The following is a 26,324-nucleotide window of genomic DNA, read 5'->3' as shown; positions in this document are numbered from 1 at the left end:
GAGAGAGTTCAGTAAACGCGTATGCACCGCTCCGGCGGCCCGGTCTCTCGCTCATGCACTCATTCACTCGTTCACTTTATGAAACTGGATTATTTAGATCAGCTCGAGTCCGAAGCTATTCACATTATGCGGGAAGTAGCCGGGCAGTTTGAGCGCCCTGCGTTGCTTTTCTCGGGTGGCAAAGATTCCATTACCCTGGTGCATCTGGCGCTGAAAGCGTTTCGCCCCGGCAAATTCCCTTTTCCGCTGGTTCACATCGACACGGGGCATAACTTCCAGGAGGCTCTCGACTTTCGCGATGATCTGGCCAACCGAATTGGCGAGAAGCTTATTGTCCGTTACGTAGAAGACACCATTCGGGAAAAGAAGCTAAAAGAGCCTACCGGACGTAATGCTACGCGCAACGGCCTCCAGACGTTCACGCTACTCGACGCCATCGAAGAGTTTGAATTCGACGCCTGCATCGGCGGGGCCCGGCGGGACGAAGAGAAAGCCCGTGCCAAAGAGCGCGTCTTCTCCGTACGTGACGAATTCGGCTCTTGGGACCCCAAACGCCAACGGCCTGAATTGTGGAACCTGTATAACGGCCGAATCCATAAAGGGGAAAACGTCCGTGTCTTCCCAATCTCGAACTGGACTGAACTCGACGTCTGGAACTACATCCGGCGCGAAAAAATAGACTTACCGAGCATTTACTTTGCCCACGAGCGCGAGTTGATCGTTCGCGATGGCAAATTGATGGCAACGGCTGGTGGGGTCATCAAATCAGAACCCGATGATCAGATCGTTAACCGCCGGGTTCGTTTCCGCACCGTGGGTGACATTTCCTGCACAGCAGCCTCCGAATCGCAGGCCGATACATTAGATGCTGTTATCGACGAGATTCAGGCTACCCGCATCTCCGAACGGGGCGAAACGCGTATGGACGACCAGCTCTCCGAAGCCGCTATGGAAGACCGCAAAAAAGGCGGGTATTTTTGATTGAGCGAAGAGTACAGTCAAAAGCAAGTAGCACCACTCATTAGCTCACTCACTCCGCTTCGGCGACGGTCCGCCGTTGCGGTCCGATTTCACTCATTACAAAAATGGATCTTCTTCGATTTATAACCGCCGGTTCCGTTGACGACGGCAAAAGCACGCTCATCGGGCGATTACTATACGATTCAAAATCTATTCTGGCTGATCAGCTGGAAGCCATCGAACGCGCCAGTAAAAGTCGTGACGACGGCGAAATTGACCTCGCCTTACTGACCGACGGTCTGCGTTCTGAACGCGAACAAGGCATTACCATCGACGTAGCCTACCGCTATTTCCAGACGCCTAAGCGTAAATTTATTATCGTCGATGCACCGGGACATATTCAGTATACCCGAAACATGGTAACGGGCGCGTCAAACTGCCAGTTAGCTATTGTGCTGGTCGATGCAAGGCATGGCGTGGTCGAGCAGACGCGTCGTCACTCGCTCATTGCCTCATTGTTAGGCATTCCGCACATCGTGGTAGCCGTCAACAAAATGGATTTGGTCAACTACTCACAGGATGTCTTCTCCAACATTTGCATTCAATATGCTGAGCTGGCGAAAAAGCTGAACGTTAATGAAGTGACTTATATTCCGCTTAGCGCGTTGAACGGTGATAACGTCGTTGATAAATCCAGCGCTATGTCCTGGTATGAAGGGCCAGCCCTATTAGAACACCTCGAGACAGTCGAGATCAATGACGAAGTAAACACCGAACAGGGACGTTTCCCGGTTCAGTACGTCATTCGGCCACAAACCGCTGAGTTGCACGATTACCGGGGTTATGCTGGTAAAATCACTAGCGGTCACTTCCGTAAAGGCGACTCGATCACCGTGCTTCCATCGGGGGAAACGTCAACCATCGACGCCATCGAGATCGCCGAGAATCATTACGAAGAAGCGTTCGCGCCGATGTCGGTGGTGATGCACCTCGCCAACGACGTAGATATCAGCCGGGGTGACCTCATCGTTCGCACAGATAATCAACCTATCGTGAGTCAGACGGTCGAAGCGATGCTTTGCTGGATGGACACGAAAGAGTTTAAAGTTGGCAACAAATACGTCTTACAGGTAGGTACGGCGCGTACGCGCTGCTCCGTGCGGGAAATCGTGTATCAGTTGAACGTCAATACCTACGAAGAAACGGAGGGCGTCGACAGCCTTAAACTGAACGATCTGGCTAAAGTTGTACTACGTACTGCTCAGCCGATCAGCTTTGATACGTATCAGCAAAACCGGGCTACGGGGGGCGCTATTCTGATCGATGAGACCAGCAACGTAACAGTTGGAGCACTTATGCTCGTTGGCGAAGCTTAGCAGTAAACTTTATTATAAGCAAAACGGGCTCGGCGAATTGCCGAGCCCGTTTTGCTTTACTTAATGTACAACCATTTGTTATATAACGTTCGTTGCGCTGGCGTCGGACTTGACACCGGCTCTAGGCGATAGCTAACTAACGGATTTTGAGTAAGCGTGACCGGAATCTCGCGCAGCAGCCCCGCCCGGTTGACCAGAATGGTAAGCTTGTCGCCCACGCGACGCCCGCCGATAAATCGTAGGAGATCATCCCCAACGCGGACACCATCCACCGAAATCACTTCATCACCGACGTTCAATCCATCCGTGTAAGCCGCGGAACCGCGCCGAACACTCGTTATTACGGCTTTCCCATTTTGTACACTTGTTCCCACGCCCAGAAATCCATCCTGCACTCTGGCGGCTACATTGGTGAGTTTTAAGCCAACCGGTGCGAAATAGGCGTTGTAATCAATAGGATTGGTACTGTTAACGGCTACGTTGAAGAAATCGTCCAGACTCCGTCCGGCAATCTGTTCGGCCGCCCGACGGAATTCTTCATCGGTAAATCCGCGCTTCTGCTTTTTGTAATACTCATTGTACAGTAAGCGCATGAGGTCGTCCATGCTCCGTTCGCCGTTGCTTCCCGCCAGAATAGCCAGGTTAAGCAAGGTGCCCAGTACGCTGCCTTTGCTGTAATACGAAATCGTACTGTTCGCCGAGTTTTCATTGGGCCGGTACCCTTTGATCCACGCGTCGAAACTTGATTCTGAAGCTGACTGCACACGGCTACCTGGCTGATTTTCAATTCCGTTAATGTCGTTGGCAACGATATTCAGATAAGCCTCCGGCGTATGGAAACCGGCCCGACGAAGGATGTAATCTTCATAAAACGACGTGCAGCCCTCCGACAGCCAAAGCATGTGCGTGTAATTCTCGTTTTCGTAGTCGAACGGCCCTAACGCAATGGGGCGAATCCGCTTTACATTCCAGAGGTGGAAGTATTCGTGCGCTACCAGCGTAAAAAAACCTTTATAATTGGATTCTGTAGCGTAGGCATAGCGGGTGGTTTCTAACGTAGTCGAGTTCAGGTGTTCCAGGCCACCCCCACCCTGAGGAATGTGGTGTACAATAAACGTGTAATCCTGGCATGGATGCTCACCCACTACCGTAGCAGCCTCCTCACAAACCCGTTTGTAATCGGCGGCTAAACGCTGCTCGTTATAATCAACTTCACCGAACATAGCCACCCGGTGCGGAATGTTGGAGGCTGTAAAGGTGAATATGCGCTGATTACCGATCTCAAAAGGCGAGTCAACCAGCAGGTCGTAATCTGGTGCTTCGAAGGTATTAGCCTCACCAGAAACAGACTTCAACGACGTTGTTACGGTTTTCCAATCTTTATACGGCTGAACAACCACACGTAACGGCTGACTCTTCAGCGCGTCGTGGTACATGAACATGCTGGCGGGCGTTACGTAGCCGTGGTCAATATCCACGTAGCTGGTGCGCACGGTCAGTTCATTGGCGTAAACCCGGTACCGAATCGTTAGGTTGTCGTCGCCGGAATAGACGCGCCAGGTGTTCTTCCGAATTTTCTCACTACGCACCGGTTTACCCGATGCCGCGTCGCGACCCGAAAACGCCGTAAACCCTTCGACGTTTTTGGCGTACTCCCGAATCAGGTAAGAGCCGGGTGTCCAGACGGGCATCTTGATGTCGACATACCCGTTTTTCTTCGCGTTTGTTGCAGTGGCGGCATTAGCGAGCTGCATCTCCACTTCAAAATAATGGGTTTGCGGCTCGGGCATTGACAGTCTGTACGTTATAGCCGGAGCGGGTGCTACTGGCGTTTCATCATTGATTAATCGTGGTTTAGCAGACGTTTGTTGAGGAGCAGAAAGTGTCCAGACAGTAAGTAAATAAAATAGCCAGGCGTTTTTTTTCATACGGAAACGGGAATACCTTCGTTTTTTGTCCAGATTTGAGTTGAAATTTGCCAATTTGTCGGCGAAACTACGACGCATTCCAAGTATTCACAACCGTTGATTTCGTTTATGCCCCATCCTCAACCCCAACCAGGTCAGTTCCAGCCAATCCGTATGCATTCTCATCGATTGCTGTTGTTAGTGACCTTTGGGCTGCTTACTACGCTAACTACGCTCGCTCAGCGCACCCAGAGTTACTCAGAACCCGATTACCACTACCGGAATGGCCTTGAGCTGTTCGAAAAAAACAACTACGCAGCGGCCCGTTATGAATTTCGTCAGTACCTCGAACCGCGCCGGGGCGATGGCTCGAACACGCTGCTCAACACAAACGATCAGAACGCCGTTGATGCGGAATATTATATAGCGCTGACGAGCCTGTACATCGACGAGCCCGGTGCCGAACTGCTGGTCGACCGCTTCGTTAAAAACCACAGCCAACACCCAAAAGCCGGGCAGTTGTACGGCGATTTAGGCACGTACTACTATACCCGTCAGGATTATACCAAAGCCATCGACTTCCTCGAGAAGGCCGTAGCGCAGGGAGGTAGCAGCACTCAGCAAACCGCCTACAAGTATCAGTTGGCCATTTCCTATTTCAACACGCAGGACTTGCAGCGTGCGCTACCCCTCTTAAACGAGGTTAAAGTAGATCCTAATTCGCCGGATGCTCCGGCCGCATCGTATTACGCGGGGGTCATCAACTTCCGAAACCAGAACTTCAATGAAGCCGTTGCCGATTTCCGGCGCGTAGAGAACAATCCAACGTATCAGAACCAGGTTCCGAACTGGATTGCCCAGGCCTTGTACCGGCAGCGTCGCTTTGACGATCTTCTTACGTATACTGAGCCTTTGTTACGTCGGAACAACGGATCGGGATTGAGCGAGGTGGCTTTGTTCACGGCTGAGGTGTTCTATCAGCAGAACCAGTTTGCCCGAGCGATTCCTTACTACAAGCAGTACCTGAATGGGGTTGGAGCTAAAGCGCCGGGCGCGATTCGGTTCCGGTACGGTCAGTCGCTGTTTCGCACCGGTCAGTATCAGGATGCGATCACGCAGTTGAAACCGCTGGCCGCTGGCAAAGACACCACGGCGCAGTACGCGGCTTATACGCTTGGCGTTAGCTATCTACAGACGCAAAATCCGTCGTACGCACTGAATGCCTTTGATCAGGCCGGGCGTTTGTCGTTCAACAAGGCCATTCAGGAAGAAGCCCGTTTTAACCACGGGAAGCTTCAACTCGATCAGAACAACGGGGCCGACGCGGTAAAGGAGCTTACTGCTTTTCTGAAACAGTACCCCGACAGTAAGTTTGAGAACGAAGCGAATGAACTGGTTGGCGAAGCATATTTTGCGTCGAATAATTACCCAGCTGCTATCGCTTACATTGAAGGCTTGAAACGGCGTACGCCAAAAATTAACGCTACGTATCAGCGACTAACGTATAATCAGGGCGTTAACGATTTTAACTCCGAACGCTATCCCCAGGCGGTCGCTAATCTCGATAAATCGTTACGTTACCCGGTCGACAACGAATTGCAGCAAGCCGCTCAGTTCTGGAAAGCGGAAGCCTATTCGGCGGGTAAACAATACGATACAGCAATTCCGTTGTACGCGAGCGTATCGAAAGGTAGCGGAGAGTACGCAACGCGAAGCTTATACGCCCTTGGCTATGCCTACTATAACAAGAAAGACTACAACCGCGCCTTAACCTACTTCCGGGACTTTGTTAGTCGCGGAGCTAACGCGGGTGACCGGGCTCAGGTTCTGGACGCGACGATACGCCTGGCCGATACGTATTTTGCCAGCAAGCAATACGAAAACGCAATGCGCTACTACGACCAGGCTATCGCTCAGAATTCACCGGATAAAGATTATGCATCCTATCAGAAAGCAGTAATCCTGAGCTACGTCGGCCGCGATGCCGAAGCCAAAGCGCAATTTGATCAGGTCCAGCGGCAATACCCAAACTCGCGCTTTGTCGATGAATCGTTGCTTCAGGCGGCCAATGTCGATTTCGAAAAAGGATCCTATCAGGCCGCCATTCGTGGCTTCTCCCGGCTAATCCAGGAAAAACCAAACAGTGCGCTTGTCCCGGCCGCTTTATTAAAACGAGCGATCGCTTACGGCAACCTGCAACAGTACGATCCGGCCGTTGCCGATTACAAACGCATCCTGGACAACTACGGCGACTCTGAACAGGCGCAAAGTGCCTTGTTAGGGATTCAAAATACCTTAAATGATGCTGGTCGGCCCGAAGAGTTTTCACAGGTGCTGGGTCAGTATAAGAAAAGCAATCCGGGTAGTACGGAGGTAGAGCGGGTGCAGTTCGAGAACGCCAAGAACATCTACTTCAACGAGAAATATCAGCAGGCCATTCAGTCGTTGCTTTCGTTCCTACAGGAGTACCCATCAAGCCCGAACACCAACGAAGCCCGTTTTTACCTGGGTGAGTCGTATCGGCAAACCAACGATCCGGCGAATGCGCTGCGGTATTACAACCAGGTCATTGCCGACAACCGCTCCGACTTCCTGGTACGGTCGGCCACCCGTGCAGCCGACCTGGAAGCAAAACAGAAGAACTACCCACGTGCCATTCGGAACTATCAGATTATCCTGAACCGGGCCAATGGTAAAGCGGAGCAGGTGACGGCACAACTCGGGTTAATGGATACATACTTCATTTACCCCAAGCTTGATTCAGCGGCCACAATTGCGCGCGATATTGTCGCAACGGGTAACGTAGTACCGGGCGCTCAAAACCGGGCGCAGCTGATGTTAGGGAAAGTCGCTTTCAGCAAGGGAGATTATAAGGCAGCCCAGACTGAATTTGAACGTACAATCGCTTTGGCGAAAGACGTAAACGGTGCCGAAGCCCAGTTCAATCTCGGTGACATCCTGTTCCGCCAGAAAAAGTACAAGGAGTCCGTTGCTCTTCTGTTAAAGTTCAACGAACAGTTCAGCGAATTTGAATACTGGAAAGGCAAAGCGTTCATTCTGGTGGCTGATAACAATATTGCGTTGGAAGAATTCGCCCAGGCCAAAGCAGTATTGAACTCTATTATTGAGAACTCGACTAACGAAACCATCATTGCCGAGGCCAGGCAGAAGCTGGCCGGAATTGAAAGCAAAAATTAATGTACGGTAGGCAAACTAGCTGGCGTAAAAACTAGCTAGTCTCTTCCAGTATTACTTATAAATCATCATTCATTAATGTCTGCACGTTCCCTACTCACCATAAGCCTTCTTTCGGTATCGGCCACGCTGTTTGCCCAGCAGCAACCGCGACCAACGCGTCCGACAAAGGAAGGCGAAGTTGATAACCAGGAAATAACCGTTGAAAAAAGCCGGAAGATTGAGCTTCCTCCGGCGAATCGGATCTTTAACAAGATTCCCTCCGTCAAACCATCGGCCGAGCAGCGCAAGCTTACCTATGAGTTCGAAGACCGTAAGCTTACGGTGGGTGATCCGCGCATAACACCCGGTGTGTTGTCACCAGCCACTACCGAACCGAATCAAACGTCGGCTTATAACAACTACGTAAAAGTTGGCGCGGGGAACTACAGCTCGTTTTTAGGCGAAGGCTTTGTCGGTCTTAACAATCTATCAAATCTTTCACTTGAAGCTTCTGCTCGTCACCTTTCTTCAGCCCTTGGCCCGGTTGATGGTAAAAATTCCGCTCAAAGTGATACACGTGTTCGTGTAACGGGAAAATACCTGACGGATGCGTTTAAGGTACAGGCTGACCTGGGTTTCGACCGCAACGCGTATCATTTCTACGGGTACAGTCGGGAGTTTGCCCAACAGGAAGGCTTCAATCGGGAAGCCATTCGGCAGCGACTCAACACGATTAATTTTCGCGTCGGTATCGAGAATGCCAACAGCGAAAACGCCATCGACTACTCCCTTCGAACTGGTATCACGAGTCTTCGGGATTTATACAATGCTTCCGAAACGGATTGGGCCACTAATTTTACCGGCTCGCTCGGCATCACGGACAATGTGTTCGCTCTGGTAGCCGCCGATGCCTACGTAACGCAACGCTCCGACGGCTCAATCGTCGACAACCGAAACTTATTTCGGGTTAAACCTACGTTCAAATACAGTTCGCCCTTATTTACGCTAACGGCGGGTATAAACGCCGTCAACCAGACGGATCAGCGACAGTCGATCAATGATACCAGAGCGTTCCCAGTAGTCGATATTGACGTAGTACCGGTAGGAAACATTCACTTTTTTGCCGGAGTCGACGGTGACATCAATCGAAATACGTTACGTTCCTTGTTGACTGAAAACAAATGGCTTGCTCCACAAGTACTTTTAGTTAACACTGTTAAGTCGTTGGATATCTACGGTGGATCGAAAGGAAATTTGGGTGGAGGTTTCTCGTATGAAGCAAAAGTGTCCTACGCCAGCTACCGGAATTTCTCGACGTTTAACAATACAATACCCGATACAACAAAATTCTTTGTTCTCTACGACGGTGGCGTATCGCGGGTGCTGACTATATCTGGTCAGTTGGGCTACGCCCAGAAAGACAAGTTTCGTTCGACCCTTAAAGGCGAATTTTTCCGCTACGGTCTCGACCGGCTGGAAGAGGCCTGGGGCCGTCCGCGTTTAGCCGGTACCTGGACGAATTCTTATATCCTGAACAAAAAATTATTCGTCACGGCTGATTTGTATTTTTACAAGGGGATCAAAAACAAAAACTTCGTATCAAACACCACCTACACCCTAAAACCGATTTACGACGCGAACGTTAAAATTGACTATTTCTTAGGCAAGCAGCTATCAGCGTTTGTCTCGTTGAATAATATCTTCAGCCAGAATTACCAGCGGTATTTGTATTATCAAGTTCAAGGACTTAACTTTCTTGGAGGAATTAGTTATTCATTCTAATCATCCACCACTCGCGTCATGGCTTCCGTAAACGAATACTTGAAAAAATTGCTGTATCAGTACGATTGTGTGGTCGTACCCGAGTTAGGCGCATTTCTGACGCACTATCAGTCAGCAACGTTTACAGAAGCGAGTGGTTTGTATTTACCGCCCCGCAAACGCGTTGCGTTTAATGAAGCCTTACGGCTCGACGATGGAATTTTAGCGAATTACATCATGCTCCACGAGCCTCTTACACGCGACGGTGCTCAACGCCATATCAGCGCCTTTGTGTATGAGCTTCGGCAGCAGGTTTCCAGCACCGGCCGCTTCGAACTCGATGGTATTGGCACGTTTACTCATAATGACGAAGGCCGGCTGCAGTTTGATCCTAGTTTACGGCACAATTTTTTCGGCGAAGCGTATGGCATGAATGCCATACCAGCCCAATCGGTTGTGTCTAAAGCCGTAGAAGCGGTTGTGGTTGAGCCATCTGAAACGGCACTTGGTCCGGTTTTAGTGCAGGAGGACACGGCAACTCTGGTGCCCCTACGTCGTTCGCAGCCTTACTGGCGGGTAGCGGCAGCGGCTCTTCTGGTTGGTTCATTAGGGCTGGTCAGTTATTTCTCGGTCATCAAGCCTGGTCAACCATTCCAAAGTAGTTTAGACCCAGGCTCTTTACTACGTTTCCCAACTGAACTGTTCGCTAACCAAAACTCGGCTGAAACACCCAAGGCGGCAAAAATTGCGGTTCCTCAGCAATCGGCACCTGAGCCGGCACCTGTAGCAGTTGTTGAGCCCCAACCAGCAACACCAATATCCACTGGCGAAACGAAACCAGTTACTCAACCCCATAGCGAGTCCGTTGACGTAACCGCAACGGGTGTTGCGGCTGTAGCTCCAGCAACAGCACAGGCAGACGTAAAACTTTCACGGACAACACCTTATTTTACGGTTATCGCCGGGAGTTTCTCTAATAAGGCGAATGCCCTGCGTTTCCGTCGTAAACTGCGGAAAGTCGGTTATGCGGATGCGTACGTGATTATCCCGGCCGAAAAAGGCCAGTTGTATAAAGTAGCTGCGATAGGATCAGCCGATCGCTCTGAAGCCGTTGCGAGTATGTCAGCCATCAGTGAACTGGCTGGTACGGAAGCCTGGATTTACAAAAACTAAACGATTTCATTCTTTCGTAACTAAAAAAGGGGCATCATCACGATGCCCCTTTTTTTGGTTGCAGGTGATCTGCACAAAACATAAGATCATTAAAAATAAAAAACTCCCGCTTTCGCAGGAGCCTTTTATCAAACGCAAACAGGATCTTTTATCCTAAGTATGTCTTCAACGCTTTTGAACGCGACGTATGACGTAGACGACGTATAGCTTTTTCCTTAATCTGGCGAACCCGTTCACGGGTTAAGTTGAACTTTTCACCGATTTCTTCCAGCGTCATGGCATGTTCGCCATTCAAGCCAAAATAGAGCGTAATTACGTCAGCTTCGCGCTGTGTTAAGGTCGAAAGCGCCCGTTGTACTTCTTTACGTAACGAATCGTTGATCAAACCGGAATCAGGTTTGTCTTCGCCATCGTTTTCGAGTACGTCGAGAAGGCTGTTCTCTTCACCCTGCACGAACGGAGCATCCATTGATACGTGACGACCCGAAATTTTCAGGGTGTCAACAACTTCCGCAGCCGAAATTTCAAGCACCGCAGCCAACTCTTCGGGCGACGGTTCGCGCTCAAATTTTTGCTCAAGATCAGAGAACGTCTTCGAGATTTTGTTCAGCGACCCAACCCGGTTCAGTGGAAGACGTACAATCCGTGACTGTTCAGCCAACGCCTGCAGGATAGACTGACGAATCCACCAAACGGCGTAGGAGATGAACTTAAACCCACGTGTTTCGTCGAAACGCTGCGCAGCTTTGATCAGACCCAGGTTTCCTTCATTAATTAGGTCACCAAGAGAAAGTCCTTGGTTTTGGTATTGCTTAGCTACGGATACCACAAAGCGGAGGTTCGCTTTGGTGAGCCGCTCCAGCGAAAGTTGGTCGCCTTCGCGAATTTTTTGGGCCAGCGTTACCTCCTCGTCAGGCGTAAGCAAGTCCACTTTACCAATCTCCTGCAAGTACTTGTCTAACGACTGGCTCTCGCGGTTGGTAATCTGTTTTGAAATTTTTAGCTGTCTCATGATACGTTGCCCCGGTCTGGGTGGCTATATAACGCTAACTTTGGACGTTGCATTACACAAAAAAGTAACAATACCCTATGCATTTTTGTTCTCAGGCTTCGGCAAAAGAACTTTTCGTGATAGGCGATACTTTCCAGTCTTTTTATCAATATCAATCAATTTTACCGTTATTTCTTCACCTACCTGCAGGACACCTTCCATGCTCTCAAGCCGTTCCCACTTGATCTCGGAAATATGCAATAATCCGTCTTTCCCCGGCATAAATTCGATAAAGGCGCCAAACGGCTGAATCGTTTTTACTTTGCCGACATAGACTTCGCCAACTTCAGGAACAGCCACAATACCTTTAACGCGTGAGACAGCTTTGTCCATGCTTTCTTTGTTGGTCGCAAAAATGCTCACCCAACCGGCATTGTCATGCTCATCAATATTGACAACTGCACCCGAGTCTTTCTGAATATCCTGAACGACTTTACCGCCCGGTCCGATAACTGCACCAATCTGGTTTGTGTCGATCTTGATAACGATAGCACGCGGAGCATGAGGTTTCAGATCTGATCGTACTTCAGCGATTCCTTTCCGCATCTCACCCAGAATATGCAGGCGCCCCTGGCGGGCTTGCTCCAGCGCTTGGGCAAGTACTTCATACGATAAGCCTTCTACTTTCAAGTCCATCTGGCAGGCTACTATGCCTTTTTCAGTGCCCGTCACCTTGAAGTCCATATCCCCCAGGTGATCTTCATCACCAAGGATGTCGGACAGAACCGCGTATTTCTCGCCGTCAGAGATCAAGCCCATGGCAATACCTGCTACGGGTGCTTTGATCTTGATACCCGCATCCATTAGCGCCATCGTTCCGGCGCAGACTGTTGCCATGGACGATGAACCGTTCGATTCCAGAATGTCAGATACGATCCGGATCGTGTATGGATTTTCGTTTTCGGGCGGCAATACCTTCTTCAACGAGCGGTGTGCCAGGTTGCCGTGACCAATTTCCCGGCGACCTGCTCCACGATTGGGTTTTACCTCACCCGTCGAGAAGCCCGGGAAGTTGTAGTGCAATAAGAATTTGCTGTATCCCTGGAACATAGCCTGATCAACAATTTGCTCATCAACCTTTGTACCAAGTGTTGCGGTTGTCAACGACTGGGTCTCGCCCCGCGTAAATAATGCAGAGCCATGAGGACCGGGCAAATAGCCAGCCTCAGCCGAAATAGGACGTATTTCGTCTAATCTCCGACCATCTAACCGGGTACGCTCGTCAAGTACTAATCGACGTGACGCTTCCCACTCCAAATCGTGAAGATAGGTCTTAATCAGGCCTACGTTTACTTCAGCACCTTCGGGAAAGGTAGCTAGATACTCTTCCCGGATCGAACGAAACCCTTCAGCACGCCCTTTCTTGCTGGGGTTCTGCCGACGGGCTACTTCGTATATTTTATCGTAGGCATACGCCCGAACGGCCGCCCGAAGTTCTTCGTCGTGCGTCTCGTGGTTATATACCCGCTTTTCAGTCTTACCGACTTTCGCTTCTAATTCTTTCTGAGCCTGGCACTGCACCTTGATGGCTTCGTGGGCGGTTTTTAAAGCCTCCACAACTTCGGCTTCTGAACATTCGTCCATTTCGCCTTCAACCATACAAATGTCTTTCTCGGTAGCGGCTACGATTAGATCAAGCGTAGCCCGATCCAAATCGGCAGTTTTTGGATTGATTCGATACTCACCGTCAATCTTCGCAACGCGAACTTCTGAAATTGGTCCGTTGAAGGGAATATCAGATACGGCAAGGGCCGACGAAGCAGCTAAGGCAGCTAACGCATCCGGCTGTACTTCAGGATCGGCCGAAATCAACGTAATGATAACTTGGGTGTCGGCGTGATAGTTGTCCGGAAAAATAGGACGTAACGCCCGGTCAACCAGACGGCTGATAAGAATTTCGTGGTCGCCTAAACGACCTTCACGCCGTTGAAAGCTACCGGGAATTCGGCCAGCGGATGCAAATTTTTCTTGATAATCAACCGATAAAGGCAAAAAATCAACACCTTCTTTAGCGTCCTTGCTCGATACAACAGTAGCTAACAGCATGGTGTCGCCTAACCTCACGACCACCGCTCCGTCGGCCTGTCTGGCCAGTTTGCCGGTTTCGATGGTAATTTCCCGCCCGTCGGGCAGCGCAACGGATTGCGTGGTGATTTGAAACATACAACAGTTTTTAAATACGCCCTCTTACAGCTTTTTTGTTGATTGTGGTTTACTTCCGTAGCGGTCGCTGGCTTTCAATTGGGGATTTCTACCAGCTAAACGCACAATCAACGAACATCAATCAATACGCTTTCCTCAACCGCTTTCACCGCAGCAATCACCGCTTCAGTAAGGAAACTACAAAAATGAGGGAATCTACTGTTAGTAGATTCCCTTTTTGTACGTGGTACCTGCCTTATTTACGCAGGCCTAAGGCGGCCAAAATCGCCCGGTATCGGGTAATGTCTTTCTTTTGCAGGTAGTTTAGCAAACGACGACGTTTACCTACTAGTTTTAAAAGTCCCAGTTGAGTGCCGTAATCGTGCTTGTGAACCTTCAGGTGATCGGTCAAATGACTGATCCGGTACGTGAAAAGCGCGATCTGGGATTCGGCCGACCCGGTGTCCGTAGCACTTTTGCCATAACCCGAGGTGGAGAAAATCTCCTGTTTCTTTTCGGTCGTTAAATACATCTTCAGACAGCTTATTAAATAAACAAAAATAAATTCGGGTGCAAAGATAGGTAAAAATAAAGAGTTTACGCCCCTCGGGCGACCGTTTTATAGAAAGTATCTACTTATTGCAAACTCGCACTGGCAGACTGCTGGCGACGAGCGGCCCACTTCTGTTTTAGTCGCTCCCACGCGATTACATACACATCTTTGTCGAACAGCCGAGAATCATGGCGGGCACGCTGCATTAAGAACAAGCCGACCGGAAACAAAACCAGATTCGCCATCCAGGCCCCAAGCGGCACCCAAAGCAAGCCATCCTTCGCGTACTTGTCGCCGGTCAGCGTTAGAACATACAGGACGATGAAAAAAACAATCGACACAAGAACGGGCAATCCAAAACCGCCCTTCTTGATGATTGCCCCCATCGACGCGCCGATCAGGAACATCACGAAGATGGATATGGACTGGGTAAACTTATGATGGCTTTCCAGCTGATACTTCCAGACGTTCTTTTCTTTTTCGGTCAGATACGTAACGTTTGAGGTAGAGTACGACAGAATGTTCTGAGCCTGACTTAGGGCCGCCTGGGCCAGTTCAAATGGGCTGATTTTTTGCTTCTTCAGTAACGAGTCCACCCACTTGCCATACGTAAGCTTCTTTTGCAGTACCGTCGCATCAGCCCGGAACTGATAGTTATAATATTGGCGCGAGGTGCTGGCAACACTCAGGCTGGTGCTTGTGTATTCCTTACGTAATGAATCCGTCAGGGCCGACAACTCACTGAGGTTTTTCATGTACTCATGATACTCAAACTGATTTTCGTCGGTACGTTTAATCCCGAATGATTCAAGGCTGATCACGAGTCGGTAATCCTTGAATCCGTTCCGAACAAACTGTCCACCTTTACCCGACGGTCCGCTGCTGGCATACGATACGGAGCTGTTGTCTGAATACTCCTGATAGTCGTTACCATTAAATAGCTCAAAAACCAGATAGGTTCGGTCCTTATCCGTATACATTCGCCCCGAGTCGGCCAGAATAATCTCCCGGTTCCCCGTCTCTGTACCGCTGTTTGAGTGTTTATAAATAACCAGTCCTTTAAGCAGATCGCCGGTTGTGCTGCCCTTAGGCGCTTTGATCTTCTGATCGACTTTGATACTATAGCCAGGTAGGTCGTTATAGAAGATACCTTCTTTTAAATTAAGCGCAGCCTTTGCCGTTTTGATATCATACAGCAGGCTATAGCCTTTCAGGTTAGCCCAGGGTGATACGGTATTATTGAACCAGAACGAAAACAGGCTGATGCCGATTGCCACAATCAGCAGTGGCCGCATGGCTCTGGTGAGCGAGATGCCCGCACTCTTCAACGCGGTTAGCTCAAAGAATTCGCCTAAATTTCCGAACGTCATCAACGATGACAGCAGCACCGCGAGCGGAAGGGCTGTCGGAATTGTCAATAAAGCAAAGTAGAAAAGCAGTCGGCCGAAGGTGGCGATATCAAGATCTTTGGAAACGAACTCCTCGATGTAAAACATCAATAGCCGCATCAGGAAGATAAAAATGACGACGGCGAGTGTTAGAAAAAACGGCCCCCAGAACGAGCCGAGTATTAACTTATCTATCTTCTTCATTCAGGATTTATGATAGATGATCTTTTATTACTAACACCTAAACGGTGATAAATCATCGATCAACAATCATAAATAATGTTAACTACCGACAATTTCTTTTAACTTATCCATTAAACCATCCCAGAGGTCTTTGAGTTCGTCCTCGTCAGTGGTCGATGAGTAGTCGGTTATGCGCAAAAAAGTAGATTGGGTCAGTTCACTCTGATCCACCCGAAAGTCAACGTAGTTATTGTCGGAGCCATTTAAAGCGGTATCTAGAAACTCAAATCGAACGCCTTTATTTTGTCGCATCGACACTTGGCGGGCAATATGACTTTCATTGTCCCATTGAAAATCAAACCGTTGTTCTGGTAACGTATTGACCTTGCTAGCGAACCATTGCGACAAGCCCGATGCGGTGCTGATGTAAGGAAACAGCATTTTTGGGGATGCCCGGAGTTCGTATTCAGCAACAAATTTGAGTTTCTCCATAACAGCTACTGGGGTAAAGGGGACGTGAGCAAAGGTAAACGATTTTTTTTGCGAAAGTCAACGCTGTTCATTGCACTACGCCAATTTTTGTTTAGTTTTGTGGCATCAAATCGGCGGGGTAGCTCAGATGGTTAGAGCGTAGGATTCATAACCCTAAGGTCGGCAGTTCGATCCTGCTCCCCGCTACTCTGAAACGCTTAGCAACTGGAAAATCAGCTTGTTAAGCGTTTTTTATTTGTTACGTCTACACTGGTTCTTACTTCTTACGGATACAGCCTATCTAATACGTTCGCGCAGGAGCCATAGCTACAACCCACCTATGTACTACGTTACGTGGTGCGTACGGTCAATTCACAAAAAAGACCGGCTGCAGAGCGACCGGCCTTTCGCACACATAACTTTTTTACTCAATAGGGTGGCAATTTACGAAAAAATAAGGTGCGTACTAGACTAGTCATTACGCGCCTTATTTTTTGGTTACCCTATACCGCTCCTACCCTTATTTTCATAACGGCAGCTTACGTCTATGTCTTCACTTGTCCGTATATAGTCAACTAACTGAGTAACGGCTAAGACATTTGCCAGTCCATTTATTGCTGGAAAAACCTTCGGGCATTGTAAAGTGCTTCGGCTCCCTACAGTCAGTGAATTGGATGATCAATCTTCTCTTCCTCCAGATCAATTCGGGCTTCTTCCTTCCGGATCACATCGTCGTCGAACTCCTGTTTAGTACGTAGTTTATGAAGTTCCCGGCGTTTGACGGCCGAAATCTCCACAAGGATTTGGTTATACTCCCTCACCTGCTCCTCGTTACATGCTAACGAATCCAGATGTTGCGTGGTCAAATATACTTCGCTTTCGATTCGATTTTTTAGATTACCGACCAGCTCGTTGTTAAGCGCATGCAACGAGTATTTTTCGTTTAACTGATTTAAGGCGGCCTGCATGAGTTTCAAACGAATGATCGACTCCTGTTCATCTTCTGGAATACGCTGTTCGAGGTCCTGATACTTAATCCATCGGATCAGCAGCGGCAACGTCAGCCCCTGGAACACCAGCGTAACCAGAATAACAACGAATGTGATAAACAGGATCAGGTTCCGGTGGGGAAACGGTTCACCATTCTGTAGGGTTAGCGGAACCGACAGAGCCGAAGCCAACGAAACTACCCCGCGCATACCCGCCCAGCCAAGTATAATCGGGCCCCGCAAGCCGGGATTACGTTGGGCAACAGTAATGTATCGACCAATGAATCGGGTGAAAATCGACGCACATACGGCAAATACTAATCGGGTGACAATAACGACCAATGTAATCAGGAGCGCGTAGCCAACAGCTTCTGTCTTTGAATAATCGCCCAGACCATTGATGATTACGGGTAGCTCAAGCCCGATTAGGATGAAAACTAACCCATTCAAGGCGAAAACAACGGTAGACCACATGCCCAACCCCTGAATTCGCGAACTATGGTTTAGAATGACATGGCTTTGATTAGACAAAAATAGTCCTCCGCTGACAACCGCCATCACGCCCGAATAGTCAAACTCCTCAGCCGCCAGGTACATGATGTATGGTGCCAGAAAAGTCAGCAGGATACTGATGCGCGTAGACGTTGGTAGCCATCGGTGAATACAGTAGAATACACCCGCCACGAGCAGACCAACAACTATACCCATGAACGTAACCATCACAAAATCAGTAGCGGCCTTTTGCCAAACAAAGGAACCAGACAACACAGCCGCCAGGGCAAATCGAAACACTACTAAGCTCGACGCGTCGTTTACTAAGCTTTCGCCTTCCAGAATACTGGTCGTAGCTTTGGAAATCTTGACATTTTTCAGGACGGACGTAGCCGCGACGGCATCGGGTGGCGAGATAATACCGCCCAGCAAAAAACCAAGCGCCAAGGTAAAGCCAGGGATATACGTACTCGACATATACGCTACAGCAAAGGCGGTAATTATGACCAAGCCGAAAGCCAGCACGATGATAATACGTCGCCAGCGCCAGAATTCTTTCCACGATGTATACCAGGCGGCTTCATATAGCAAGGGCGGGAGAAAAATCAAGAAAATAAGGTCTGGATCAACTTTAATCAACGGAATACCCGGAATGAAGCTGAGAACCAATCCGCCGATTACTAAAAAAATAGGTACTGGGATACGTAATCGTTGCCCGATCATGACGAATAATGATACAGCCAGCAACAATGATAAGCACAGAAATAGTGTTTGGTGCATACGATTACAAAGGGATGTTGGAGACGTAGCTCAAATCGGGCCAACAGCGCGTGTGGACAATTAATCTATACACGCTAGTGCATAGCAACCTGAAAATTAAGAACCAGCCGCTTAAAATACGAAAAGCCCCGATTCAATATGACCGAGGCTTTCCCTTTTCTATCTATCAGCTATCAACCGTGAAAGAAGTCTTTCATCTTGTCGAAGAATCCTTTTTCATTCTTGTTTGGCTTGGGCTGGAAGTTAGGTGAGTTGCGCAGCTTCTCGAGTATTGAACGCTCCTCAGCCGACAAGACCTTCGGTGTCCATACGTTGACGTGAACCAACTCGTCGCCCCGGCCATAGCCATTTAACTCTTTAATACCTTTTCCCTTTAGCCGCAAAATTTTTCCGCTCTGCGTACCTGGTTCAAGAGTGATACGTGCCTTTCCGTCAATCGTTGGCACTTCTACACTCGTACCGATAGCCGCATCGACAAAGTTTACGTACAGATCAAATACGACGTTGTTGCCATCGCGCTTGAGATCGGCATCTTCTTCCTCTTCAACGACAATGAGCAGGTCGCCGGCTACACCACCGCGGGGCGGTACGTTTCCTTTACCGCCGACCGACAGTTGGATACCTTCGGCTACACCCGCGGGAATCTTGATTGGGATAACGTCTTCCTGTAGAACACGTCCCTCACCAAAACATACCTCGCACCGATCCGTTACCAGCTTACCTTCTCCATTACAGGTCGGGCACGTACTGGTCGACACCATCTGCCCCAGCATCGTATTGACCACTTTTCGGGTCTGGCCGGTGCCACTGCAGGTCGAACACGTCTGTACGGACGTACCGTTCTTAGAGCCGTTGCCGCCACAGGTAGTACAGGCAACGTGCCGTTTCACTTTTATTTTCTTCTCAACGCCGTTGGCAACCTCCTGTAGGTTCAGTTTCAGTTTGATGCGCAGGTCAGAGCCGCGCCGTACGCGCTGACGTTGTCCACCACCGTTGGCCCCGCGGAAGAAACTCCCGAACGGAGAGTCGTCGCCGAAGACATCGCCGAACTGGCTGAAAATGTCTTCCATACTCGGACCACCTGGCCCGTAGCCACCGCTGGCTGCTCCTCCCATACCGGCATGACCGAACTGATCGTAACGCGCCTTTTTCTGCGGGTCGTTCAGGACATCATAAGCCTCGGCCGCTTCCTTAAATTTTTCTTCGGCGGTCGGGTCGTCAGGGTTTTTATCCGGGTGGTACTTGATGGCCATCTTGCGGTAGGCCTTTTTCAAGTCATCCGGCGAGACGTTTTTATCAACGCCCAGTATTTCGTAATAATCGCGCTTGGTTGCCATATTTTTGAATGAGTGAATGAGTGAATGACCGGGCCGCCGGTGCGGTGATTCACTCATTCACTCATTGTTTTAACTGCCTACAATAACTTTTGCAAACCGGATCACCTTGTCATTGAGGTAGTATCCTTTTTCGACTTCATCAATAACCTTGCCCTTCAGATCGTCGCTCGGCGCGGGGAACTGCGTAACGGATTCGTGCAGATCAGCGTCAAACGGCTCTCCTTTCGACGTCATCGGCTTCAAGCCTTTGCCTTCGAGGGTTTTAAACAATTTGGTATAAATCAACGTAACCCCTTCTTTGAGGGCCGCTACGTCCTCTGCCTGTTCCATTGACTGCATGGCCCGCTCGAAGTCATCGACAACCGGAATAAGTGCCTGAAGCAACCCTTCGTTAGCGTTGCTGATCAATTCAAGCTTTTCCTTGGCTGTGCGCCGACGGAAATTCTCGAAATCAGCGTACAGACGCAGGTACTTATCTTTTAATTCGGCAAGTTCGCGATTGGCAGGGGTTTCGGTAGGCGTGGGTTCTGCTTCGACTGATACGTCGTTGTCGGTAATTTGTGCAGTTGCGTCGTCCGATGTGCCGCCATTGACGGGGCTGGCTTCCTCGCGGTCCGTCGTTTCGTTGGTCAGGTTGTCAGGTTGTTGGGTATCCGTAGACGATTGATCGTCCAAAATGTCTTTATTTTCCATTGATGAGTTCCTATTTCTCTTCCAGAAATTCATAAGCAAAGATGGGCAAAAGCTCGGCCAAAACCGCATTTTCTGCCAAGTTGACACATTTTCTGTAGTTGAATTAATTGCATTCGTACCGAGTACAGGATTTAAAAGGCAGGTAAAATCGTTCTTAGCTAGACAAACTGACTACTCTGTATTTCAATTTTAGTTTATGCACGCGTCAGCCAGCCGATACGCCCAGCTCATCAAATCCAAAGCCACTGAATTAGGCTTCGACTTCTGCGGCATTGCGAAGGCCGACTTTCTGGACGAAGAAGCGCCCCGGCTGGAAACCTGGCTCAAAAACGGCATGCACGGCCAGATGAATTATATGGCCAATCATTTCGATAAGCGGCTCGATCCGCGTCTGTTGGTCGACGATGCCAAATCCGTGGTGACGATGCTGCTCAACTACTACCCTACTCAGCCGTTGCCCGAAGGCGATGCTGACTATAAGCTGTCAAAATACGCGTACGGCGAAGATTATCATTTTGTCATAAAAGATAAGCTGAAAGAGCTGCTGGCTTATATCCACGAAGCAATTGGTGAGGTTGGTGGCCGGGCGTTTGTCGATTCGGCTCCGGTTATGGACAAAGCCTGGGCCAAACGAGCCGGTTTAGGCTGGGTTGGTAAGCATACCAACTTAATCAACCGGCAGATTGGCTCCTTTTTCTTCATTGGCGAGCTGATTCTGGATCTGGAACTAGAGCCGGACGGTCCTATCACTGACTACTGCGGTACTTGCACGCGCTGTATTGATGCCTGCCCAACAGAAGCTATAGTAGGGCCTTACGTAGTGGATGGCAGTAAATGCATCTCGTATTATACCATCGAGTTAAAGGAGGCTATTCCCGAAGAAGTACAAGGCAAATTCGAGAACTGGATTTTCGGCTGCGACATCTGCCAGAATGTATGTCCATGGAATCGGTTCGCCCGCCCTCACCAAACACCTGCATTTGAACCTCACCCCGACCTAGCTTCGTTTACGCAGAACGACTGGCAGGAAATTACGCAGGACGTGTTTAACGAGGTGTTTCGGCGCTCAGCCGTAAAGCGAACAAAACTGGAGGGATTGAAACGTAATGTATCATTTTTACTAATTGGTGAATCGCATTAAGATACAGACACTTGATTGCTTTTTTGCCCGTTACTACGTTGGCAATACGTATCTGTCAGCAATTTATTTAGTCGGTAGGCTGTCATAAAGTTATGATTTTATGGTTACATATGAACTACTACACCTTATGAATTGTCGTTACCCAGTATGCAGCGAAACCGCGCCGAAACCGAACAGCGGCTCATTAGGGCCGTTGGCCAGATTATCTCAACAGAAGGGTATGATCAAATCGGAATCAACCGAATAGCCAGTCGATCGGGTGTTAACAAGATCCTGATCTACCGTTATTTTGGGGGTTTAGAAGGCCTGCTCGATGCGTATACCCGGCAGGTTAATCCCCCGACAGACGTTATTCCGATCGACATTGAACAGCTACGCACCGAACCGTTGGAGAAGGTTCTCGAAACGTGTTGTGAATACCTGCTGGCCGAATACAAACAGTTTCGCAACGACCCCCAGGCCCAGGAGTTTTTCAGGGCGGAGCTGTTGGGAATGAATGTGCCGACCAGCCCTTTTACGATTGAGAAAGGGCAGCAATTTCGCTTGCTGATCCGGCAGATCAGCGAACTGCTTCAAACTTCCTATGGGCTGGCTTATGTTACCTTTATCCATAGTGCCATGGTTATGCTCTCACTGTTGAGTCAGCAAAAGAAAGCTCCCATTGGGTTTGACCTGACCGATGACGAAAACTGGGCACAAATTGAAACCGTTGTCCGGCAGATTTTCCGCGGGGCTTATCTTCAGTTAAACGAGCGACAGAACCGTAGGAAGAAAACCAACCCTAAAGAAAAATCTATGCTGGCACTGGATGGACAGGCCTCAGACGGGCTGAGCAAAAAATGAGTGTATCGCCTGCCCCACTCGCCATACGTCTTCGAACGTATTATACAGGGGAGTGGGGGCCAGGCGGATGCAGTCGGGTTCGCGCCAATCGCCGATTATGCCCTGCTCAGTTAGGTACGTAAATAAGGCCTTCCCGTTTTTTCGGACCAGCAGTGACAGCTGACAGCCCCGTTGATTGGGGTCGTCGGGCGTCAGGATTTGTATCTCGCTGAATGGCGTCAGCAAAGACTCCAGGAATCCGGTTAGCTGCTCGCTTTTCTGCCGAAGTCTGTTTAATCCGGCTTCGGCCGTTATGGCGATGGCGGCCCGATGCACGGCCAACGCCATAATATTGGGTGTGCTCAACTGCCATCCATCGGCACCCGGAGCCGGGAGAAAGCCAGGTTGCATGGCAAAGCGTTTGTCTTCCCGATAGCCCCACCAGCCAGCCAGCCGGGGCAGATTCTGGTCATGATGTTTCTGGTGAACGAATACGCCGGAAACCGCGCCAGGCCCACTGTTCAGGTATTTATAGGAGCACCAGGTGGCGAAATCAACGCCCCAATCATGCAGCCGCAACGGTACGTTACCGATCGCGTGCGCCAGATCAAAGCCAATTGGGAGGCAATGCCGCTGAGCCGTTTCGGCAAGGGCCGCCATGTTATAAACCTGCCCGGTGTAATAATTCAACCCACTCATCCAGATAACAGCCAGCGAATCGGCGTGTTCGGCAATGGCAGCCTGAATATCCGTCGTATGAATAAGCCCGGAACCATCTGAACGAGGCCCAATCTCAATCAGTACGTCGGCAGGTGCTAGGTTGTGGTGTTTTACGTGGGTTTCCAAGGCATACTGATCGGAAGGGAAGTCGCCTTTTATGGTCAGTATTTTGTAGCGGGTAGCAGTAGGCCGGTAGAACGATGCGAGCAGCAGGTGCATATTTACCGTCAGGGCGTTCATGGGACAAACTTCGGCTGGGTCAGCACCTACAATCTGAGCCAAGGCATCTTTGCAAGTAGTATGGTAGCCTAACCAGGTATGCTCAGCACCTTCAGGCGCTTCAAACCAGCCTTCAACGCCTAGATTCTGCCAGGTAGCCAGCTCCTGCTCCATTGAGGTCTGGGCGGCTTTGGGCTGTAACCCAAGCGAGTTACCGCACAGGTAGATCAAGGGTTTACCAGCGCGGTGCGGAATGAAAAAGCGGTCGCGAAAGTGACGTAACGGATCGTCCTGATCAAGCTGCTGGGCGAAGACCAGTGAATTTTCGACTATCATAGGCGTAAAGCTACTTATTCGGACATTTCCTCCCTACCCCTACGCTAATTCATTCGATCAATAAACCGCAGCACTCTTCCGTAAGATCAGCCTTAATCGGTTCGATAATTATTAAACCAAAAAGGCGATCCCGTACGGAATCGCCTTTCGGTATGTTAAGCAAGCTTATGGCTACTGGTTGTCCATACCGCCTTTTTTGCAGCAAGCTGGCAGTTTGGCATAACCAGCCGGGTCAGCGGTTACTTCTTCGGCGTCGTAACCCGTTTTGCTGATGTTTGCTTTTAACTTCGCTACGTCAGTTTTTGCGGGATTATATTTTATCGTAACTACTTTGCTTTTCACGTCGAGATCAGCCCCTTTCACGCCTTTCTCGAACGATAGATTCCGTTCAATCCGGGATTTGCACATACCGCAAACGGCGGATGTCTTAATCTTTACTTCCTTTTCTTTGTCGTCGCGGACAGAACCACCAGCAAAGGCATTTGCCAGGACAAGTAGTGAGGTAAGAGCCGTTAGAAATAGGTTTCGCAACATAGTTTGGTTGGACTTGCCTCTCCGGCAAGCAGGAGTATGGTGTATGAATAACGAGTTTTTAATGGGAATGGTGCCCGTTCATGCTTTTCTTCATGTCGCTCATCGTCATCAGCGAAGGAGACAGACGCAGGTAAATTTGGCCAGAAATTGGCATTTTCCCATAAAATGTCTGCAATGTTTTATCAGGCAAGCTGCCCGTAAGCTGCGCTCCCAGTACAAGATCGGTGTTACGTTGCTGGGCCAGCCGGTAGTTCATGCCAAGCGTCAGATTGTTTATGATCAGCACTTTACCTTCTGGCTCAATCTGATTCTGCAAAGCCAGTTCCTCAGCCGACTTCCCCAGGTTCTCGTAGCGGCCGTAGACAGCCACCCGGTTCATCTGCACGCTGCTTTCGGCTAAGATCGAGCCTTCGTTCTCGCCGTGGTGACTGTTTTGGCCCCATACTAGCGCCGATGTTACGTAACTCCCTGGGCCTATACCTTTGCTATGCAAAATGGATGCCGTTGTGCGCGTAACATTCTCATCCGGATGCGCTTCTTCGGGGCTGTGCAGGAATCCCTGCGAAAATTGAAGCGCCAGCGAAGGCGACGGATTAACGGATACCCGATAGGAGTAACTGTCGAACTTAGGGGCATCGAAGTTATACCGATTTTCGTCCGGCTCACGGCCCTTGAACATAGAGCCTTCGAGTCTCACCCATTTATACCGAACACCAACCGTAGCCACGCCGAACAGTATATGTGTAGCGTCCTGCCAGTGATGCCCTAAAGGCGCATCGGGGTTGTTGAACGCCGAAATCCGATGCATAAAGGCGGGTGGCCCTAAAGCGGGTTCGCCGGGGTAACCTACGTAACCGAATAGATCAACGTCTTTGCTGACCGCGTGGCTGTAGCTGACCGACAGTTCAGAGACCAGATCATGCGGGTGTTGTTTGTCGATGAGCGGTTGTCCTTTGTAGGTTTCGCCGGTCTGGAACAGCAGCGGATACCCGCCGTTACTCACGGTCAGCGGATCGAGCGAGATCATGGCCCGCACCTGGAAAAGGCCCCTTCGCCCAACCTTACGCTGGGCCATACCCATAAACCAGTTTGGGGCTCCAAACTGCTGAGCCCGGCCACGTCCTGACGCATTCAGCGCATTCTGGCTGGTATATCGCAAATAAATAGCGTAGTGCAGCATATAGCTCCACCCTTTCGCCGATGGATGACTCATATACGCGTACATGGGCGTATTGTCGGGGTGCCATGACGTACCAGACCCGTTTCGGTTCATGGGTAAATACCGCGAAAGCGAATGCGTCATGCCCATAGCCGTGTCCATGGTTAGTCCGTAATTGGGCGTACGATCCATACCGGCCGTCTGGTTTGTATCCATCTGGTGGCCCGCATGGTTCATTGGTTTCGTACTATCAGCCTGCGAATGGTTAGTCGACGGGTTGTGTTGAGGCATCGTCATGCCTTCGTGATGCTGGTGCTGACCAGATACGGTCGTACTCAGACTGCTCAGCAGAATAAAGATAAACTTATTCATTAGGTGTTGTTTTAAAAAACGGGATGATTTGCCGTACGGTAAATCATCCCGGCCCTGCATCAGGCGTTGGCAGACATGTGCCGACATTCTTCCGCGCATTTGCGGCAGGCTTCGGCGCAGGCTTTACAATGAGCGTGGTGATCGGCGTGTTTCGCACACTCTTCGGCGCAGGCCTCGCATACTTCGGCACAGAGCGCCATAAAATCCCGCATAAACTCGGATCCACGGGCTTCTAATCGGCCACAGAGCGTACAAATGTCGGCGCAGTCGCGGCACAGCCGGATGCACTCGGTCATGTCATGGTGTCGACTATCTTCGTCGTGCATCATGATACAGGCGGTAGCACAGCGTTCGCACGCTTCGGCGCATTCAAAACACGTATCTGTGTGTGAGGTTGAGTTTTCCATGAACGTAAATCGGTTAGTGTTTTTCAGACCACTATTAGTCTGACAAAATAACCGACTACGGCGTATTGGGTTTTTATATAATTCTGGACTGGCTGTGTAACATCTCCGTCAGCGCAGCTTATTACGTCCATAAAAGCTGCACCAGCAGCTGCCCAACGTATCTTTTTTACGTAACAGCATA

20 protein-coding genes and 1 tRNA gene are annotated in these 26,324 nt (G+C 49.8%); 8 read left to right on the top strand and 13 right to left on the bottom strand.

What is annotated here, in order from left to right; genetic code table 11:
- Positions 1 to 78: 78 nt before the first annotated feature.
- Together cysD and ACYVIY_RS08195 are read left to right on the top strand one after the other, a co-directional pair.
- A complete protein-coding gene (cysD, locus tag ACYVIY_RS08200; RefSeq protein ID WP_460975819.1) occupies positions 79 to 981 on the top strand; it encodes a sulfate adenylyltransferase subunit CysD in 903 nt (300 codons plus the stop codon).
- Between the two features lie 104 nt (positions 982 to 1,085).
- A complete protein-coding gene (locus tag ACYVIY_RS08195) occupies positions 1,086 to 2,336 on the top strand; it encodes a sulfate adenylyltransferase subunit 1 (RefSeq protein WP_460975818.1) in 1,251 nt (416 codons plus the stop codon).
- 56 nt (positions 2,337 to 2,392) lie between these two features.
- Here ACYVIY_RS08195 and ACYVIY_RS08190 read toward each other — a convergent pair whose 3' ends face one another.
- Positions 2,393 to 4,264, bottom strand: coding sequence for a M61 family metallopeptidase (locus tag ACYVIY_RS08190; protein ID WP_460975817.1), 1,872 nt, complete (start codon positions 4,262 to 4,264; stop codon positions 2,393 to 2,395).
- A 153-nt stretch (positions 4,265 to 4,417) separates the two neighbouring features.
- Between ACYVIY_RS08190 and ACYVIY_RS08185 the strand changes: the two genes are divergently transcribed.
- From ACYVIY_RS08185 to ACYVIY_RS08175, 3 genes are all read left to right on the top strand, one after another.
- Positions 4,418 to 7,441 carry a tetratricopeptide repeat protein gene (locus ACYVIY_RS08185; RefSeq protein ID WP_460975816.1) on the top strand — a complete coding sequence of 1,008 codons (3,024 nt, stop codon included), beginning with the start codon at positions 4,418 to 4,420 and terminating at the stop codon, positions 7,439 to 7,441.
- A 75-nt stretch (positions 7,442 to 7,516) separates the two neighbouring features.
- Positions 7,517 to 9,202, top strand: coding sequence for a TonB-dependent receptor (locus tag ACYVIY_RS08180; protein WP_460975815.1), 1,686 nt, complete (start codon positions 7,517 to 7,519; stop codon positions 9,200 to 9,202).
- Between the two features lie 18 nt (positions 9,203 to 9,220).
- The gene (locus ACYVIY_RS08175) at positions 9,221 to 10,354 is read left to right on the top strand and encodes an HU domain-containing protein (protein ID WP_460975814.1); all 1,134 of its coding nucleotides are present in this window, start codon (positions 9,221 to 9,223) and stop codon (positions 10,352 to 10,354) included.
- Positions 10,355 to 10,502: 148 nt separating this feature from the next.
- Here the strand turns inward: ACYVIY_RS08175 and ACYVIY_RS08170 are convergent, their stop codons facing one another.
- From ACYVIY_RS08170 to ACYVIY_RS08150, 5 genes are all read right to left on the bottom strand, one after another.
- Positions 10,503 to 11,366, bottom strand: coding sequence for a sigma-70 family RNA polymerase sigma factor (locus ACYVIY_RS08170; RefSeq protein ID WP_009282104.1), 864 nt, complete (start codon positions 11,364 to 11,366; stop codon positions 10,503 to 10,505).
- A 75-nt stretch (positions 11,367 to 11,441) separates the two neighbouring features.
- On the bottom strand, positions 11,442 to 13,568 hold the full coding sequence (locus ACYVIY_RS08165; RefSeq protein ID WP_460975813.1) for a polyribonucleotide nucleotidyltransferase: 2,127 nt from the start codon (positions 13,566 to 13,568) through the stop codon (positions 11,442 to 11,444).
- 235 nt (positions 13,569 to 13,803) lie between these two features.
- Entirely contained in the window at positions 13,804 to 14,079 is a 276-nt protein-coding gene (rpsO, locus tag ACYVIY_RS08160) for a 30S ribosomal protein S15 (protein ID WP_460975812.1), read from the bottom strand.
- 104 nt (positions 14,080 to 14,183) lie between these two features.
- Positions 14,184 to 15,692: an LptF/LptG family permease gene (locus ACYVIY_RS08155; protein ID WP_460975811.1), complete on the bottom strand. Its 1,509-nt coding sequence runs from the start codon at positions 15,690 to 15,692 to the stop codon at positions 14,184 to 14,186.
- Positions 15,693 to 15,770: 78 nt separating this feature from the next.
- Complete coding sequence (locus ACYVIY_RS08150) at positions 15,771 to 16,163, bottom strand: START-like domain-containing protein (protein ID WP_460975810.1); 393 nt, start codon at positions 16,161 to 16,163, stop codon at positions 15,771 to 15,773.
- Positions 16,164 to 16,275: 112 nt separating this feature from the next.
- Between ACYVIY_RS08150 and ACYVIY_RS08145 the strand changes: the two genes are divergently transcribed.
- Positions 16,276 to 16,349 (top strand) — tRNA-Met (locus tag ACYVIY_RS08145).
- Positions 16,350 to 16,804: 455 nt separating this feature from the next.
- On the opposite strand, the gene ACYVIY_RS08140 is transcribed toward ACYVIY_RS08145, so the two are convergent.
- The 3 genes from ACYVIY_RS08140 to ACYVIY_RS08130 form a co-directional block, all read right to left on the bottom strand.
- Positions 16,805 to 18,403 (bottom strand): Na+/H+ antiporter, encoded by a 1,599-nt coding sequence (locus tag ACYVIY_RS08140; RefSeq protein ID WP_460975809.1) that lies wholly within the window; start codon positions 18,401 to 18,403, stop codon positions 16,805 to 16,807.
- A gap of 173 nt (positions 18,404 to 18,576) precedes the next feature.
- On the bottom strand, positions 18,577 to 19,740 hold the full coding sequence (dnaJ, locus tag ACYVIY_RS08135) for a molecular chaperone DnaJ (protein ID WP_460975808.1): 1,164 nt from the start codon (positions 19,738 to 19,740) through the stop codon (positions 18,577 to 18,579).
- A gap of 69 nt (positions 19,741 to 19,809) precedes the next feature.
- Positions 19,810 to 20,433, bottom strand: a complete 624-nt coding sequence (locus ACYVIY_RS08130; protein ID WP_460975807.1) for a nucleotide exchange factor GrpE — start codon at positions 20,431 to 20,433, stop codon at positions 19,810 to 19,812.
- A gap of 196 nt (positions 20,434 to 20,629) precedes the next feature.
- On the opposite strand from ACYVIY_RS08130, the gene queG reads away from it, so the two are divergent.
- Both queG and ACYVIY_RS08120 read left to right on the top strand, forming a co-directional pair.
- Positions 20,630 to 21,574: a tRNA epoxyqueuosine(34) reductase QueG gene (queG, locus tag ACYVIY_RS08125; protein WP_460975806.1), complete on the top strand. Its 945-nt coding sequence runs from the start codon at positions 20,630 to 20,632 to the stop codon at positions 21,572 to 21,574.
- Positions 21,575 to 21,721: 147 nt separating this feature from the next.
- Complete coding sequence (locus ACYVIY_RS08120; RefSeq protein WP_460975805.1) at positions 21,722 to 22,417, top strand: TetR/AcrR family transcriptional regulator; 696 nt, start codon at positions 21,722 to 21,724, stop codon at positions 22,415 to 22,417.
- Here the strand turns inward: ACYVIY_RS08120 and kynU are convergent.
- From kynU to ACYVIY_RS08100, 4 genes are all read right to left on the bottom strand, one after another.
- On the bottom strand, positions 22,394 to 23,671 hold the full coding sequence (gene kynU, locus ACYVIY_RS08115; protein ID WP_460975804.1) for a kynureninase: 1,278 nt from the start codon (positions 23,669 to 23,671) through the stop codon (positions 22,394 to 22,396). The two genes, ACYVIY_RS08120 and kynU, sit on opposite strands and share 24 nt — an antisense overlap.
- Positions 23,672 to 23,842: 171 nt before the next feature.
- A complete protein-coding gene (locus ACYVIY_RS08110) occupies positions 23,843 to 24,205 on the bottom strand; it encodes a heavy-metal-associated domain-containing protein (protein WP_460975803.1) in 363 nt (120 codons plus the stop codon).
- A gap of 58 nt (positions 24,206 to 24,263) precedes the next feature.
- The gene (locus tag ACYVIY_RS08105; protein ID WP_460975802.1) at positions 24,264 to 25,736 is read right to left on the bottom strand and encodes a hypothetical protein; all 1,473 of its coding nucleotides are present in this window, start codon (positions 25,734 to 25,736) and stop codon (positions 24,264 to 24,266) included.
- Positions 25,737 to 25,795: 59 nt separating this feature from the next.
- Positions 25,796 to 26,143, bottom strand: a complete 348-nt coding sequence (locus ACYVIY_RS08100; protein WP_460975801.1) for a four-helix bundle copper-binding protein — start codon at positions 26,141 to 26,143, stop codon at positions 25,796 to 25,798.
- Between the last annotated feature and the right edge of the window lie 181 nt (positions 26,144 to 26,324).

It is taken from the genome of Spirosoma knui (genome assembly GCF_054780635.1).
This window is presented reverse-complemented; position numbering and strand designations above follow the sequence as displayed.

Excerpts from the sequence above, each read along its gene's own strand:
- ACYVIY_RS08180 (WP_460975815.1), top strand. The coding sequence starts at position 7,517 with ATGTCTGCACGTTCCCTACTCACCATAAGCCTTCTTTCGGTATCGGCC.
- ACYVIY_RS08105 (WP_460975802.1), bottom strand. The coding sequence starts at position 25,736 with ATGAATAAGTTTATCTTTATTCTGCTGAGCAGTCTGAGTACGACCGTA.
- ACYVIY_RS08140 (WP_460975809.1), bottom strand. The coding sequence starts at position 18,403 with ATGCACCAAACACTATTTCTGTGCTTATCATTGTTGCTGGCTGTATCA.
- ACYVIY_RS08110 (WP_460975803.1), bottom strand. The coding sequence starts at position 24,205 with ATGTTGCGAAACCTATTTCTAACGGCTCTTACCTCACTACTTGTCCTG.
- ACYVIY_RS08190 (WP_460975817.1), bottom strand. The coding sequence starts at position 4,264 with ATGAAAAAAAACGCCTGGCTATTTTATTTACTTACTGTCTGGACACTT.
- dnaJ (WP_460975808.1), bottom strand. The coding sequence starts at position 19,740 with ATGGCAACCAAGCGCGATTATTACGAAATACTGGGCGTTGATAAAAAC.
- ACYVIY_RS08165 (WP_460975813.1), bottom strand. The coding sequence starts at position 13,568 with ATGTTTCAAATCACCACGCAATCCGTTGCGCTGCCCGACGGGCGGGAA.
- cysD (WP_460975819.1), top strand. The coding sequence starts at position 79 with ATGAAACTGGATTATTTAGATCAGCTCGAGTCCGAAGCTATTCACATT.
- ACYVIY_RS08130 (WP_460975807.1), bottom strand. The coding sequence starts at position 20,433 with ATGGAAAATAAAGACATTTTGGACGATCAATCGTCTACGGATACCCAA.
- ACYVIY_RS08155 (WP_460975811.1), bottom strand. The coding sequence starts at position 15,692 with ATGAAGAAGATAGATAAGTTAATACTCGGCTCGTTCTGGGGGCCGTTT.
- ACYVIY_RS08120 (WP_460975805.1), top strand. The coding sequence starts at position 21,722 with ATGCAGCGAAACCGCGCCGAAACCGAACAGCGGCTCATTAGGGCCGTT.
- rpsO (WP_460975812.1), bottom strand. The coding sequence starts at position 14,079 with ATGTATTTAACGACCGAAAAGAAACAGGAGATTTTCTCCACCTCGGGT.
- ACYVIY_RS08150 (WP_460975810.1), bottom strand. The coding sequence starts at position 16,163 with ATGGAGAAACTCAAATTTGTTGCTGAATACGAACTCCGGGCATCCCCA.
- ACYVIY_RS08185 (WP_460975816.1), top strand. The coding sequence starts at position 4,418 with ATGCATTCTCATCGATTGCTGTTGTTAGTGACCTTTGGGCTGCTTACT.
- kynU (WP_460975804.1), bottom strand. The coding sequence starts at position 23,671 with ATGATAGTCGAAAATTCACTGGTCTTCGCCCAGCAGCTTGATCAGGAC.
- ACYVIY_RS08175 (WP_460975814.1), top strand. The coding sequence starts at position 9,221 with ATGGCTTCCGTAAACGAATACTTGAAAAAATTGCTGTATCAGTACGAT.
- ACYVIY_RS08170 (WP_009282104.1), bottom strand. The coding sequence starts at position 11,366 with ATGAGACAGCTAAAAATTTCAAAACAGATTACCAACCGCGAGAGCCAG.
- ACYVIY_RS08195 (WP_460975818.1), top strand. The coding sequence starts at position 1,086 with ATGGATCTTCTTCGATTTATAACCGCCGGTTCCGTTGACGACGGCAAA.
- ACYVIY_RS08100 (WP_460975801.1), bottom strand. The coding sequence starts at position 26,143 with ATGGAAAACTCAACCTCACACACAGATACGTGTTTTGAATGCGCCGAA.
- queG (WP_460975806.1), top strand. The coding sequence starts at position 20,630 with ATGCACGCGTCAGCCAGCCGATACGCCCAGCTCATCAAATCCAAAGCC.